Consider the following 14,642-nt stretch of genomic DNA (forward strand, 5'->3'; position numbering starts at 1 on the left):
GTGCAGGCGTCGAGAACGCTACCCGCCATTAAGGTGGTGGCCGGAGCCCTGTTACTGGCCTGGCCTTTTTTGGTCTGGTTCGGGCTCACTTTTAACAGCTTGCACTGGTTGTTGCCGCTCATGGCACTGCTGCTGGTTTTTCGCGTGCGTCAGGCGCGACAAACCGCCGGCCCGATGCGCTTTGTCATTCAAAGCGCCGCGCTGGCAGGCATTGCGCTTTGTGTCACCAGCGCGCTGCTGAAAAGCCACCAGCTTTTGCTGTTTTACCCGGTAGTCATTAACCTGGTTATGCTTTGCGTCTTTGGCGGTTCACTGTTCACGACCATGCCCCTGGTCGAGAGACTGGCCCGTCTTCAGCATCCAGACCTTCCCCCGCAAGGTGTCCGCTACACCCGTCGCGTTACGCAGATTTGGTGCGTTTTCTTTATCATGAACGGTAGCGTTGCACTGTTCACCGCGCTGCGAGGGGATATGCCACTCTGGACGCTCTGGAACGGTATGATTGCCTATGTGCTGATGGGCATGCTGATGGCAGGCGAATGGCTCGTTCGTCGCCAGGTAATTAAACGAGATACACCATGACCCAAACGCTCCCCTTAAGAGAGTGGCTCAGCACCTCCCGTCCGGACGATATGCCCATCGCCTGGCTGGGTGATAATCTCTGGACTCAGGCCCATTTACGGCGTGATGTTGCCCTGCTTATCGGGCAGATCCAGTGCTATGACGCCGCACGCTGGGCGCTCTGTTTTGAGAACAGTTACCTCTTTATTGTTGCCCTGCTGGCGACATTGAGTGCAGGTAAAACGCCGGTAATCCCCGGTCACTGTCGACTCTCGCAGCTGGAAGAGCAGCGTGCGCTGTTCCACGGCGTGCTGAGCGACAAAGCGCTGGGCTGGCAAGGGACGCAGATTGTGGTGGCATCAAGCAATAGCGCGGAGCCACTCGCCGCGCCACTACCAACCATTGCCGAAGCGTCTGCTATCGAACTTTTTACGTCCGGTTCGACCGGAAAACCCAAGCAGGTCGTAAAAACCCTCGCCGTGCTTGAGAAAGAGGCCGAATGGCTGGCAACACGCTTTGCGGGCAGACTGGCAGGCTGTCGTGTGGTCGCATCTGTTGTCCCTCAGCATTTGTACGGGCTAACGTTCCGCATCATTTTACCTATGACGCTCGGCCTGCCTCTACATGCCGCCATGCTCTATTACCCTGAGCAACTTGCTGCACTCAGCCATACGTACCGTTACCTTTTCGTCAGCAGCCCGGCTTTCCTCAAGCGGCTCGACACAAATCTCACGCCACCACTGGTCGAGATGGTGCTCTCCGCTGGCGGTCTGCTATCGTGGGAAGATGTCAGCAGCGCGCAAGCCTGGTTTGATCTGAGTCCGGATGAAATTTATGGTAGCACCGAAACGGGGGTTCTCGCCTGGCGCTACCGTGAGCAGGAAAAAACGCCGTGGTTGCCTTTCCCGTGTGTGAAAATTACGGCAGAAAATGGGATGTTTCGTGCCCGCTCGCCATTGATAGCCGACGCTGAAGGGCTGTTGCTTGATGATATTCTACATTTTGACGCTGACGGGCGTTTCCACCTGAACGGTCGCCGTGGTCGGGTTGTTAAAATAGAAGAAAAACGCATCTCGCTGAACGAAATAGAGCAACGACTGATGACTCTGGACGGGATTAGGGATGCCGCCGCCCTTCAGGTTACCCGGGCAGGACGTCAGTGCATTGGCGTATTAGTCGTGCTCAATGAAACCTGTTCTCAGTCATGGCGCGAAGGCAATGGCAAAGCGATGGAGATGGCCTGGCGACGCACTCTGGCGCAATGGCTGGAGCCCGTCGCGGTTCCCCGCTTCTGGCGGGTGATCAACGAAATTCCGGTTAACAGTATGAATAAGCGTGTCTATGCGCAATTACAGGAGTTATTCAATGAAACCCCGTGAAATTGAGCGCCGTGAGACACCACAAGGTCAGTTAGAAATCGATCTGGGCCTTCCCCATGACCTCTACTGGTTCCAGGGGCATTTTGCCGCGCAGCCCCTGCTGCCTGGCGTCGCGCAGCTTGAGTGGGCAATCAACTATGCCACCGAACTTCTGGCCCCCGGTTTTCGCTTTCATAGCGTCCAGAGCGTGAAATTTCAGGCCCCCTTGTTGCCTGAAAACATAGTTACTCTGACGCTCACCTGGCAGGAAGAACGCCAGGTTCTGACGTTCTCCTACCAACGTCATGAAGGAGAAACACGCCATACCGCCAGCAGCGGCAAGGTGCGGTTATGTCGTTAACCTTCGCCGCCTGTGTGGTGATCCCGTGTTACAACCACGGCGCAATGATGGCGCAGGTCCTCGCACGGCTCGCACCTTTCCAGTTGCCGTGCATCATTGTTGATGATGGCAGTGACGCTACGACCCGGCAGACGCTCGACGCCCTCGTGGCTGACCACGAGAATGTCACCCTGCTGCGTTTGCCACAGAATGCGGGCAAAGGTGTTGCCGTTATCCGTGGTCTGCAAGCCGCTGCGGACGCTGGTTTTACCCATGCCGTGCAGGTCGATGCGGACGGACAGCATGCGATAGAAGATATTCCTTCCCTGCTGGCGCTGGCGAAGCAACACACGGACGCCCTGATCTCCGGTCAACCCATATATGATGACTCCATCCCCCGTTCCCGTTTGTACGGACGCTGGGTGACGCACGTCTGGGTATGGATCGAAACGCTTTCATTGCAGTTGAAAGACAGCATGTGCGGCTTTCGCGTCTACCCCATTGCCCCGACGCTGCAACTGGCAAAGCGTGGGACGCTGGGTCAGCGCATGGACTTTGATACCGAAGTGATGGTGCGTCTCTACTGGCAGGGCAATACCAGCTATTTCGTGCCCACCCGGGTGACCTACCCCGACGATGGGATCTCCCACTTCGATGCGCTTAAAGACAACATTCGCATCTCGCGCATGCATACCCGCTTGTTCTTTGGCATGCTGCCACGCATTCCGTCGCTGCTGATGCGCCGTCGCCATCAGCACTGGGCAAAGCAGCAGGAAGTGAAAGGGCTGCTGGGCATGCGGATTATGCTCACCGTCTGGCGCTGGCTTGGGCGGGATGCCTTTTCACTGTTGCTCTGGCCGGTGATCAGCGGCTACTGGCTGACCGCCACCCGGGCGCGTCAGGCCTCCAGAAACTGGATAGCGCGCGTGCGTGAACAACTGGTGCAAAAACAGTTGCCCGTGCCGCCGCGTCTTAACAGCTTCCGACACTTCATGCGTTTCGGCGAGTCGATGCTGGCAAAAATCGCCAGTTGGCGCGGTCAACTCCAGCTCGGGCGCGATGTGGTATTTGCCCCTGGAGCCTGGGAAGCGCTGGATGTGGCCTCCCCACGAGGCAAGCTGCTGCTGGCCTCCCATCTGGGCGATATCGAAGCCTGCCGGGCGCTGGCCTCCATCACCGGGGGCAAAGTGATTAATGCGCTGGTGTTCAGTGATAACGCCCAGCGCTTTAAGCAAATCATGCAGGAGATGGCCCCCCAGGCCGGTCTGAACCTTATTGCGGTTAACGACATCGGTCCCGATACCGCCATGCTGCTCAAAGAGAAACTCGATCAGGGCGAATGGGTGGCGATTGTGGGCGACAGAATTGCCGTCACGCCGCAGCGCGGTAATGACTGGCGGGTCATCTGGAGCCCGTTTATGGGCACACCAGCCCCCTTCCCACAAGGGCCATTTATTCTGGCCTCCATTCTGCGCTGCCCGGTGGCACTGATCTTTGCCCTGCAGCAGTCAGACAAACTGCATATCCACTGCGAACCCTTTGCCGATCCTCTGCTGTTGCCGCGCGCCGATCGCCAGCAAGCACTGCAACAAACGGTGGATCGCTACGCCGCCCGGCTTGAGCACTATGCCCTGCTCTCACCGCTGGACTGGTTTAACTTTTTTGATTTCTGGCGGCTTCCTGACGCCAGCGATAAGGAGTAAGGATGCTTAACGATCCTCGTTTTACGGCCGAAGTCGAACTTAAGGTCGCTTTCCACGACGTGGACATGATGGGTGTGGTGTGGCACGGCAACTATTTCCGCTACTTTGAAATTGCGCGGGAAGCCCTGCTCAACCAGTTCGATTATGGTTATCGCCAGATGAAAGAGTCCGGTTATGTCTGGCCGGTGGTCGACACGCGGGTGAAATACCGTGATGTCCTGACCTTCGAACAGCGTTTTCGCGTCTGCGCACGGCTGGAAGAGTACGAAAACCGCCTGCGTATCGGCTATGAGATTTTTGATGCCGAAACCGGCAAGCGCACCACCACCGGTTACACCATTCAGGTCGCGGTAGAAGAGAAGAGTCGTGAACTCTGCTTCGTCAGCCCCGCCATTCTGTTTGAGCGCATGGGGGTTGAACAATGAAGTACTGGCCACTTCTTGCGTTGCTGCTCAGCCCCTGGGTGAGCGCCGTGACCCTGGATGAACTCCAGCAGCGTTTTACCGAACAGCCTGTTGTTCGTGCTCAGTTCAGCCAGACCCGTACGATCAAAGATTTGCCGCAGCCGCTGCGCTCTCAGGGCAAGATGCTGATTGCCCGCGACACCGGGCTGCTGTGGGATCAAACCTCGCCGTTCCCGATGATGCTGATGCTGGATGACTCGCGCATGGTGCAAATCGTTAACGGACAGCCGCCGCAGGTGGTGACCGCCGAGAACAATCCGCAAATGTTCCAGTTTAACCACCTGCTTCGCGCCCTGTTCCAGGCCGACCGTAAGGTGCTGGAACAGAACTTCCGTCTCGATTTTCAGGATAAAGGCGAAGGCCGCTGGTCCCTGCGTCTGACGCCGGTGACCACACCGCTGGATAAGATCTTCGCCTCTATCGATCTCGCCGGGAAGACCTATCTGGAGACGATCCAGCTCAACGATAAGCAGGGCGATCGTACCGATATTGCGCTGTCTCAACATCAACTGACGCCAGCGACCCTGACCGATGACGAACGCCAACGTTTTGCCGCCCACTAATTCCCGCCGCCCTGCCTTGCTCTGGGGGCTGCTCTGCCTCGTGCTGCTGGGTGCGTTGCTGGTGATGCTGCCACAGGCAAGGCTCAACAGCAGCGTGCTGGCGATGCTGCCGAAACAGGCGCTGGGTGCGATCCCGCCCGATCTCTCTGACGGCTTTATGCAGCGTCTGGACAGGCAACTCGTCTGGCTGGTGAGTCCAGGTAAAACCGCAAACCCTGAGGCCGCGCAAAAATGGTATGCGCAGCTCAAGGCATCTCCGGCGCTCGCCGGGGTGAAAGGGCCGATGGACGCCGCAAGTCAGCAGGCCTGGGGCGCATTTTTCTGGCAACACCGTAACGGGCTTATCGACAGCGCAACCCGCGTGCGTTTGCAAAACGGCGGTGAATCCCAGGCGCAGTGGATCCTTTCGCAGATGTACTCTGCTTTTTCCGGCGTGAGCGGGAAGGAGTTGCATAACGATCCGCTGATGCTGATGCGTGGTTCGCAGCTGGCGATGGCGCAGAACGCCCAGCGCCTCAAACTGATGGACGGCTGGCTGGTCGCTCAGGATGACGACGGTAATTACTGGTATATGCTACACGGCGAGCTGTCGGGCAACGCGTTTGATATGCAGCAAACCCACCAGCTTGTCACCCACCTCGCCACTGAGGAACAGGCGCTGAAGGCGCAGTTCCCGCAGGCGCGTCTGCTTTCGCGTGGTACCGTGTTCTACAGTGATTACGCCAGTCAGCAGGCAAAACAGGATATCTCAACGCTGGGTGTAGGCACGATCCTCGGCGTAATTTTGCTGATTGTTGCGACCTTCCGTTCGCTCAAACCGCTGCTGCTTTGCCTTATCTCCATTGCCATTGGCGCGCTGGCAGGCACCGTGGTGACGCTGCTCATCTTTGGTGAGCTGCATCTGATGACGCTGGTGATGAGCATGAGCATCATCGGGATTTCGGCGGATTACACGCTCTATTACCTGACCGAACGCATGGTGCACGGCGCGGATGCCTCACCGTGGCAAAGTCTGGCGAAAGTGCGTAATGCCCTGCTGCTCGCGCTGCTGACCACCGTCGCGGCGTATCTGATCATGATGCTGGCTCCCTTCCCGGGCATCCGCCAGATGGCGATTTTTGCGGCTGTCGGCCTGAGTGCCTCCTGTCTGACCGTCCTGTTCTGGCACCCGTGGATGTGCCGTGGCCTGCCGGTACGTCCGGTACCGATGATGGTTTCGTTACTGCGCTGGCTCGCCGCCTGGCGGCGCAACAAAGCGCTTTCCATCGGGCTGCCCGTGGCGCTTGCCCTGTTCTCCGTGGCAGGGTTAACCCGACTGCACGTCAACGACGATATTTCACAGCTTCAGGCGTTGCCTCCCGCTATCCTGGCGCAGGAAAAAGCCATCACCCATCTGACCGGACAGAGCGTCGATCAGAAATGGTTCGTGGTCTATGGCGATTCGCCGGAACAGACGCTGACGCGGATGGAAGCCTTCACGCCAGAACTGGATAAGGCCCGTCAGGACGGCGCAATCAAAAGCTATCGCACGATCCCCCTGAATTCCCTTGCACGTCAGCGCAGCGACCTTGACCTGTTGCACAAGGCGACACCTGTGATTACCCAGGCACTGCAGAATGCCGGGCTGGCGACCGTTACCCCGGATCTCAGTGACATGCCCGTCAATGTGGAAACGTGGCTGGCAAGCCCGGCCAGTGAAGGCTGGCGACTGATGTGGCTGACGCTTCCCAATGGCGCAAGCGGGGTGCTTATCCCTGTCGATGGCGTCAAAGAGAGCGCAGCGCTGGATGCCCTCGCACACGCTCAACCCGGCGTGGCCTGGGTCGATCGCAAGCAGGCGTTTGATTCACTGTTTTCCCTTTATCGTGGCGTGCTGACCGGATTACTGGGCGTGGCTCTTGCGGTGATTGCCTGCGGGGCGATGTTCCGTCTTGGCTGGCGCAAAGGGCTGATAAGCCTGGTGCCGTCGGTGCTGTCACTCGGGTGTGGTCTCGCCGCCCTGGCGTTTAGCGGCCATCCGGTCAACCTGTTCTCGCTGCTGGCGCTGGTGTTGGTGCTGGGAATTGGCATTAACTACACGCTGTTTTTCAGTAATCCGCGTGGCACGCCGTTAACGTCGATGCTGGCGATTACTCTCGCCATGCTCACCACGCTACTGACGCTGGGTATGCTGGTCTTCAGCTCAACCCAGGCAATCAGCAGCTTCGGCATCGTGCTGGTGAGCGGAATTTTTGCCGCGTACCTGCTCTCGCCGCTGGCGATGCCCAATAAGAAAAGAGATAAGAGATGATGAAACAGACATTCTGGCAGGCGGCAGCCCTCTGCGCCGCGCTGCTGTTAGCCGGGTGCAGCACTACCACAAAACAGAATGCTGAGGGTCGCCCTCAGGCCTGGCTGCAGCCGGGTACGCAGGTCACCCTACCGGCACCAGGTATCAGCCCTGCCGTTAGCTCGCAGCAGTTGCTGACCGGCTCATTCGGCGGCAAAACCCAGTCGCTGCTGGTGATGCTCAATGCGGATGATAAGAAAGTGACGCTGGCCGGGCTCTCCTCGGTGGGGATCCGCCTGTTCCTCGCCACCTATGATGAGCAAGGGCTGCGCACCGAACAGTCGATTGTCATTCCACAATTGCCACCGGCAAGCCAGGTGCTGGCTGACGTAATGCTAAGCCACTGGCCGATTGCCGTCTGGCAGCCGCAGTTGCCGAAAGGCTGGACGCTGACTGATATCGCGGACAAGCGTGAGTTGCGTAATGCCAGCGGCAAACTGGTGACCGAAATCATCTATCTGCAACGCAAAGGCAAACGTGAGCCCATCAGCATCGAGCAACACGTCTTCAAGTACCACATCACCATTCAATATCTGGGTGACTGAGATGATCTACATTTCTGCCGTTGGCATGATTAACGCGCTGGGCAAAGACACCACCGAGATTGCCGCCAACCTGGTGCGGGGCGTCTCGCCGGGGATGCGCCCGCGTGAGGGCTGGCTGCGTGACCACGACGGCGCAATTCTGGGCGGCGTGGATGCCCCCCTGCCGGAGATACCAGAGACGTTTGCCGCACACCGCAGTCGCAACAATCAGTTGCTGCTGGCAGCACTGGCGCAGATTCAACCACAGGTCGACGACGCCATCGCCCGGTTCGGTCGCGATCGTGTCGCCATCGTGCTGGGCACCAGCACGTCCGGTCTTGATGAGGGTGATACCCACGTTGATTTGACGCTGAACAATCAGCCAAGCCCGGACTGGCACTATCCGCAACAGGAACTCGGCGATCCTTCCCGTTTTCTTCGCAACTGGTTAATGCTTGAAGGCCCGGCCTTTACCCTGTCGACCGCCTGTTCATCCAGCGCCCGCGCCATCATCAGCGGGCGTCGACTGATTGAAGCAGGCCTTGCGGACGTGGCAATTGTCGGCGGTGCGGATACCTTAAGTCGCATGCCGATCAACGGTTTTCACAGCCTTGAATCGCTCTCGCCGACTCTGTGCCAGCCCTTCGGCCGTGACCGCAGCGGCATCACTATCGGTGAGGGAGCCGCACTGATGATGTTAACCCGCGATCCGCAGCCCATCGCACTGCTGGGGGTGGGTGAATCCAGCGATGCCTGGCACATTTCCGCTCCCCATCCGGAAGGTGAAGGGGCGATTCGTGCCATTCGTCAGGCGCTGGCAGAAGCCGGGCTTGCCCCGAAAGACGTGGGGTATATTAACCTGCACGGCACGGCCACCGCGCTTAACGATCAGATTGAAGCCAAAGTCCTGCACGATATCTTTGGCGACAGCGTGCCCTGTAGCTCGACCAAGCACCTGACCGGCCATACCCTGGGCGCGGCGGGCATTACTGAAGCGGCACTGAGCATGCTGATTTTGCAGCAAAACCTGCCGCTGCCAGCGCAGGATTTTAGTACTTCACCTTTTGATCCGACGCTGCCCGCCTGCGGTATTCTGCATCAGACACAGCCGCTGGCTCGCCCGACAATCCTGTCGAACTCTTTCGCCTTTGGCGGCAATAACGCCAGCATTCTGCTCGGGAGAACAGCATGAGTCAGTACTTACTTCCGGTGGATTATCTCCCCCATGACGCACCGATGCTTCTGCTTGAAGAGGTTATCAGCGTGACGGAGTCCACCACCCATTGCCGCGTAGCGGTCAGTCCTGACGGCGTTCTCGAACCCTTTCTGGACGCTCAGGGCAATCTTCCTGGCTGGTACGCGATGGAGCTGATGGCGCAGACCGTCGGCGTCTGGTCAGGTTGGCATCGCCGTCAAAACGGGCAGGAGACCATTGCGCTGGGCATGATCCTTGGCGCACGTGAGCTGGTGTGTGCTGCAGGCTATCTGCCTGCCGGGAGCGTGCTGGATATTGAGGTCAAACTGCTGATGCAGGATGACCGATTCGGCAGTTTCGAGTGCACCATTCACACTGGCGACACGACGGTGGCATCAGGTCGCGTCAACACCTTCCAGCCAACCACCGAAGAGTTAACCTCGCTTTTTAATCAGGGAGCAGCATCATGAGTCGTTCCGTTCTGGTCACCGGAGCCAGTAAAGGCATTGGACGTGCCATCGCCTGCCAGCTTGCCGCTGACGGCTTTACCATTGGTGTGCATTACCACCGTGACGAAGCGGGTGCGCATGAAACGCTTAGCGCCATTGAACAAGCAGGTGGCCAGGGTCGTCTGCTGAGTTTTGATGCCGGGAACCGCGAACAGTGCCGCAGCGTGCTCGAGCACGAAATTGAAACCTATGGCGCCTGGTATGGCGTGGTAAACAACGCCGGGATTACCCGTGATGGTGCTTTCCCGGCGCTGAGCGATGACGACTGGGACAGCGTCATTCACACCAATCTCGATAGTTTTTACAACGTCATTCACCCCTGTCTGATGCCAATGATTGGGCTTCGTCAGGGTGGGCGCATTATTACCCTCTCTTCGGTATCAGGTCTGATGGGCAACCGTGGACAGGTCAACTACAGTGCAGCTAAAGCGGGCATTATTGGCGCAACGAAAGCGCTGGCGATTGAGCTGGCAAAACGCAAAATCACCGTAAACTGCATTGCGCCGGGGCTAATTGATACCGGCATGATCGAGATGGAAGAAGCAGCCCTCAAAGAGGCAATGGCGATCATTCCCATGAAACGTATGGGTCAGGCTGACGAAGTCGCCGGGCTTGCCAGTTATTTAATGTCTGACATTGCGGGTTATGTGACTCGTCAGGTCATCTCCATCAACGGAGGAATGCTATGACACGTCGTGTCGTGATTACGGGCATGGGCGGCGTCACCGCCTTTGGGGAAAACTGGCAGGATGTCTCCCGCCGCTTACTGGGCTACGAAAATGCCGTGCGCCACATGCCGGAATGGCAGGTCTATGACGGCCTGCACACCCTGCTGGGCGCGCCGATTGATGACTTTACGCTGCCAGAGCACTACACCCGCAAGCGCATCCGCGCAATGGGTCGGGTTTCACTGCTCTCCACCCGCGCCTCTGAACTGGCGCTGGAGCAGGCGGGGCTGATTGGCGATCCGGTACTCACCAGCGGTCAGACAGGGATTGCTTACGGTTCCTCCACCGGCAGCACCGGGCCAGTGAGCGAATTCGCCACCATGCTGACTGAAAAGCACACCAACAACATCACCGGTACGACTTACGTGCAGATGATGCCGCACACCACGGCGGTCAACACCGGGCTGTTCTTCGGCCTGCGCGGTCGAGTTATCCCAACCTCCAGCGCCTGTACCTCAGGCAGCCAGGCGATTGGCTACGCGTGGGAAGCGATTCGTCATGGTTATCAGGATGTAATGGTCGCGGGGGGCGCGGAAGAACTTTGCCCGTCAGAAGCTGCCGTGTTTGACACCCTCTTCGCCACCAGCCAGCGCAACGATGCGCCGAAAACGACTCCGTCGCCGTTTGACCAGCAGCGTGACGGACTGGTGATCGGGGAAGGTGCAGGTACGCTCGTCCTTGAAGAGCTGGAGCATGCTAAAGCACGCGGTGCAACCATCTATGGTGAAATTATCGGCTTTGCCACCAACTGCGACGCTGCTCATATCACCCAGCCACAGCGGGAAACCATGCAAATTTGTATGGAGCAATCGCTGAAAATGGCAGGGCTGAGTCCACGTGACATCGGCTATATCTCCGCACATGGTACGGCAACGGATCGGGGCGACATCGCAGAAAGTCAGGCAACGGCGGCGATCTATGGTGATAATGCGCCGATCTCTTCACTCAAGAGCTACTTCGGCCACACGCTGGGTGCCTGCGGTGCGCTTGAAGCCTGGATGAGTCTGCAGATGATGCGTGAAGGCTGGTTTGCGCCGACACTGAACCTGACACAGCCTGATGAGCAGTGTGGCGCACTGGATTACATCATGGGTGAAGCACGCCACATCGAGTGTGAATTCCTGCAAAGCAACAACTTCGCCTTTGGCGGTATCAACACTTCCATCATCATTAAGCGCTGGGCCTGATAATGTACCGCGTGGTGCTGGGAAAAATATCGGCTATTCATGAGGATATTCTTCCTGCATCACTGCGCGTGCTGGCCCCGGAAAACGGCAGACGAGCCTCCTGGATTGCCGGGCGGGTGCTACTCCTACGGGCGTTTAACCTGGCCACGCTGCCTGAGATTATTTACGGCGAAAACGGTAAACCCGCGTTCCAGGGCGACGTCCCGCTGTGGTTTAACATCAGCCATAGCGGCGATAATATTGCGGTTCTGGTCAGCGACCAGGGGGACGTGGGGTGTGATATCGAAATCCTTCGTCCCCGACGAAACTGGCTGCGGATTGCCCAGGCGATGTTCAGCAGCGGTGAGCAGGCAGAACTTATGTCGGCAACAGAGGCAAACCAGCTCACTGTCTTCTGGCAGATCTGGACGCGCAAAGAGGCACTGTTGAAATTCGCCGGGCAAAGCGTATGGTCAATGGCAACCCACGACAGCCTTGCGCCAAATGCCCCTTTCACCCACCAGTTCCTGATCGATAACACCTCTGTTCTGGCGCTCTGCACATCCACACCGCACACGTTCTCAGCCTCTGACCTGCATTTGTACACTAAGGAAAAGGCCGTGAGGATCGAACGGCTTTCCGGCGCCTGACACTCGCGTCATCTGCATCACATTTATGTTGACGCCCTACGCTGTCTTTTATAATTTCAGTGAATGAATCTTTTCGCGCGCCTGACTCAAACCACTACGACCACGACCCTGAATGCGGGTTGTGAGGGTAACGTGCGCTAAATTTACCCCCAAACCCGCCACGACTGGCCGGGTTTAACATGTATCTCCTGGCCTGACGGGCAACACCACAGGAGAGAGACCATGCCCCATCCCCAACGCCGTGCATTACTGATTATTGATATGCAGGTGGGCCTGTTTCATGGCCCGGATACGCCTTATGAAGGGGCGCAAGTGCTCGCGAACATCAATCGGTTAATCGAAAAAGCGCATAAGGCAAGCGCACCCGTATTCGCCGTTCAGCATACCGGCCCTAAAGGTTCGCCCATTGAACCCGGGAGCCCGCTAACGCAGTTGCTTGCGGATCTTCATATTGATGAAAGCAGAGACACCGTTTTTGCCAAAACGCGCCCGAACTGCTTTGTTGGAACCCCGCTTGCAGACGCGTTACGTGAAGCCCACATTGCGGAGTTGGTCATCGTTGGGATGAAGACAGAATTTTGCATCGACACCACCTGCCGGGCGGCGGCAGATTTAGGTTTTAAGCCGATTTTAATCGCTGACGCCCACACGACGATGGACACCCCTGTTCTGAGTGCGCAGGCGATTATTGCTCACCACAACAGAACGCTGAGCGGCCCATTTGCCTCACTGCAGTCTACGGGTGAGTGCCTGTTTTAGAGAGGAATACCGTTCAATTAAGCGTCCCGCACACAGGTGCGGGACCGTGGATGATACGTTAACGAAACACCGAAATGGCCTCTGCCAGACGAGTCACCTGTTCATTCAGATGACCTGACGCATCTGCCCCCTCCTGAACGCGATCGGCATTCTGATGGGTGATTTTATCGAGTTCTTCCACCGCGAGGCTTATCTGGCTAATTGCCGTCGCCTGCTCTGCCGTAGCCTCGCTAATGTGCTGAATCAGCGTGGTAACGTTTTTCACCTGCCCTACAATCTCCTGCATGGTCTTACCCGCATCATCCGCCAGTTGGCTACCGGAACGAACCTGCGTCACACTGGACTCAATCAGTGCTTTGATTTCGTTAGCCGCACTGGCGCTACGCTGAGCAAGATTACGCACTTCTCCAGCCACCACTGCGAAACCTTTCCCCTGCTCTCCGGCACGTGCGGCTTCAACTGCAGCATTCAGGGCGAGGATATTGGTCTGAAAGGCGATACTGTCGATGATGCTGGTAATGCTGGCTATCTGGCCGGAACTTTCACCAATAGCCCCCATCATGTCGATCATACTATTCATGACCTTACCACCGCGTTCTGCCGCCTCGCGGGTTGAATGGGATAAAGTATTCGCTTCGGCCGCCGTCTGCGTATTACTCCTGACGGTAGCCGCCAGTTGGTTCATGGTCGCGGCCGTTTGCTGCACGTTTGCCGCAGCCTGATCCGTCTGACGACTCAGGCTGTCGTTACCCTGACATAGAGCATCCGTCGCCTTGAGCACGTTCACCGCCTGACTGCTGACATCATTGATAAGCCAGCGGAACATCAGGCCCAGTTGGCTGATAGCTCTTAAGGTGACGCCCACTTCATCGATACGTGTCGTCTGCTCCACCTGCTGGGTTTCTCCGGTAGCAACCTGCAAGGCCTGGTGGCATAAGTGCTCAACCGGACGCACAATCTGCATCTCCAGCCATAACATCGTCAGTAGCATCAGTACTGCCATCGCTCCCATGAAGCTGCCCAGTTGCCCTGCCGTCATCTGGCATAGCACGCCAGCCGCAATGCTGAACAAAAAGAGGAGAATAAATGCGGAGCGCAATCGCCAGCGTAGCGGCATCGCCACAAGCGTTGAGCGCCAGCGCATCAATCCCGTGCGTACGATCAATCCTTTATAGAGGCGCTTGCCTCTTGCGCTGCCGTCACGGAACTGACTGTAGAGCGCTTCAGCTCCTGAAACTTCGGCCGCATCCGGCTTGGTGCGGACCGACATATATCCCTTCACGCTCCCCTGGCGAATAATCGGGATCGCATTGGCACGCACCCAATAGTGGTCGCCATTTTTACAGCGGTTTTTCACCAGACCGCTCCACGGTTCCCCGTTTTTCAGGGTGTACCACATATCAGCAAAGGCTTGCTGCGGCATATCTGGATGACGAACTAAATTATGCGGCTGCCCATCCAGCTCGCTTAACGAAAAACCAGACACCTCAATAAAAGCATCATTCGCGTAATTAATATAACTGTCAGGATCTGTGGTAGACATTAGCGTTGCGCCTTTGTCAAAAGCGAGTTCGTGCTGTGTGACAGGATGATTTTCACGCATAGAATATATTCCCATATGTCTTGAGAAAATTTCACTTATATCCAGAATTGCTGTTTATTTTCCGCGAAAAAAAGAAAAAACTTAATAGGATTATGGCATTACAATGAAGCAACTGTGAACGCACGCATACTTTACAAACATATTTTAAGCCTACTTAGGCCGTAGTCTATAATAGTAAACCATTATTAGT

Annotated in this window: 15 protein-coding genes; 14 read left to right on the plus strand and 1 reads right to left on the minus strand. The window is 57.1% G+C overall.

Annotation, left to right across the window (positions count from 1 at the left end):
- The 14 genes from AC5JPW_RS22210 (at nucleotide 1) to AC5JPW_RS22275 (ending at nucleotide 12,849) form a co-directional block, all read left to right on the plus strand.
- Nucleotides 1–582 carry a COG4648 family protein gene (locus AC5JPW_RS22210; protein WP_494243237.1) on the plus strand — a complete coding sequence of 194 codons (582 nt, stop codon included), beginning with the start codon at nucleotides 1–3 and terminating at the stop codon, nucleotides 580–582.
- Nucleotides 579–1,940 carry an AMP-binding protein gene (locus AC5JPW_RS22215; protein ID WP_494243238.1) on the plus strand — a complete coding sequence of 454 codons (1,362 nt, stop codon included), beginning with the start codon at nucleotides 579–581 and terminating at the stop codon, nucleotides 1,938–1,940. The genes AC5JPW_RS22210 and AC5JPW_RS22215 overlap by 4 nt, the downstream gene beginning before the upstream one ends.
- On the plus strand, nucleotides 1,927–2,280 hold the full coding sequence (locus tag AC5JPW_RS22220; protein ID WP_494243239.1) for an ApeI family dehydratase: 354 nt from the start codon (nucleotides 1,927–1,929) through the stop codon (nucleotides 2,278–2,280). Before AC5JPW_RS22215 ends, AC5JPW_RS22220 begins: the two co-directional genes overlap by 14 nt.
- Nucleotides 2,271–3,962, plus strand: a complete 1,692-nt coding sequence (locus tag AC5JPW_RS22225; RefSeq protein ID WP_494243240.1) for a glycosyltransferase family 2 protein — start codon at nucleotides 2,271–2,273, stop codon at nucleotides 3,960–3,962. The genes AC5JPW_RS22220 and AC5JPW_RS22225 overlap by 10 nt, the downstream gene beginning before the upstream one ends.
- A gap of 2 nt (nucleotides 3,963–3,964) precedes the next feature.
- Nucleotides 3,965–4,387 carry an acyl-CoA thioesterase gene (locus AC5JPW_RS22230; protein ID WP_494243241.1) on the plus strand — a complete coding sequence of 141 codons (423 nt, stop codon included), beginning with the start codon at nucleotides 3,965–3,967 and terminating at the stop codon, nucleotides 4,385–4,387.
- Nucleotides 4,384–4,989: an outer membrane lipoprotein carrier protein LolA gene (locus tag AC5JPW_RS22235; protein WP_494243242.1), complete on the plus strand. Its 606-nt coding sequence runs from the start codon at nucleotides 4,384–4,386 to the stop codon at nucleotides 4,987–4,989. Before AC5JPW_RS22230 ends, AC5JPW_RS22235 begins: the two co-directional genes overlap by 4 nt.
- On the plus strand, nucleotides 4,958–7,279 hold the full coding sequence (locus AC5JPW_RS22240; RefSeq protein ID WP_494243243.1) for an MMPL family transporter: 2,322 nt from the start codon (nucleotides 4,958–4,960) through the stop codon (nucleotides 7,277–7,279). The genes AC5JPW_RS22235 and AC5JPW_RS22240 overlap by 32 nt, the downstream gene beginning before the upstream one ends.
- Nucleotides 7,276–7,863, plus strand: coding sequence for a DUF3261 domain-containing protein (locus tag AC5JPW_RS22245; protein WP_494243244.1), 588 nt, complete (start codon nucleotides 7,276–7,278; stop codon nucleotides 7,861–7,863). The genes AC5JPW_RS22240 and AC5JPW_RS22245 overlap by 4 nt, the downstream gene beginning before the upstream one ends.
- A gap of 1 nt (nucleotide 7,864) precedes the next feature.
- Complete coding sequence (locus AC5JPW_RS22250; protein ID WP_494243245.1) at nucleotides 7,865–9,034, plus strand: beta-ketoacyl-[acyl-carrier-protein] synthase family protein; 1,170 nt, start codon at nucleotides 7,865–7,867, stop codon at nucleotides 9,032–9,034.
- Nucleotides 9,031–9,507, plus strand: coding sequence for a hotdog family protein (locus AC5JPW_RS22255; RefSeq protein WP_494243246.1), 477 nt, complete (start codon nucleotides 9,031–9,033; stop codon nucleotides 9,505–9,507). Before AC5JPW_RS22250 ends, AC5JPW_RS22255 begins: the two co-directional genes overlap by 4 nt.
- On the plus strand, nucleotides 9,504–10,235 hold the full coding sequence (locus tag AC5JPW_RS22260; RefSeq protein ID WP_494243247.1) for a 3-ketoacyl-ACP reductase FabG2: 732 nt from the start codon (nucleotides 9,504–9,506) through the stop codon (nucleotides 10,233–10,235). Before AC5JPW_RS22255 ends, AC5JPW_RS22260 begins: the two co-directional genes overlap by 4 nt.
- Nucleotides 10,232–11,461 (plus strand): beta-ketoacyl-ACP synthase, encoded by a 1,230-nt coding sequence (locus AC5JPW_RS22265; protein WP_494243248.1) that lies wholly within the window; start codon nucleotides 10,232–10,234, stop codon nucleotides 11,459–11,461. The genes AC5JPW_RS22260 and AC5JPW_RS22265 overlap by 4 nt, the downstream gene beginning before the upstream one ends.
- Before the next feature lie 2 nt (nucleotides 11,462–11,463).
- Complete coding sequence (gene acpT / locus AC5JPW_RS22270; RefSeq protein WP_494243249.1) at nucleotides 11,464–12,090, plus strand: 4'-phosphopantetheinyl transferase AcpT; 627 nt, start codon at nucleotides 11,464–11,466, stop codon at nucleotides 12,088–12,090.
- 222 nt (nucleotides 12,091–12,312) lie between these two features.
- A complete protein-coding gene (locus AC5JPW_RS22275; RefSeq protein ID WP_494243250.1) occupies nucleotides 12,313–12,849 on the plus strand; it encodes a cysteine hydrolase family protein in 537 nt (178 codons plus the stop codon).
- Between the two features lie 58 nt (nucleotides 12,850–12,907).
- Here the strand turns inward: AC5JPW_RS22275 and AC5JPW_RS22280 are convergent, their stop codons facing one another.
- Nucleotides 12,908–14,452 carry a methyl-accepting chemotaxis protein gene (locus AC5JPW_RS22280; protein ID WP_494243251.1) on the minus strand — a complete coding sequence of 515 codons (1,545 nt, stop codon included), beginning with the start codon at nucleotides 14,450–14,452 and terminating at the stop codon, nucleotides 12,908–12,910.
- Nucleotides 14,453–14,642 lie beyond the last annotated feature (190 nt).

Source organism: Phytobacter sp. (genome assembly GCF_059074235.1).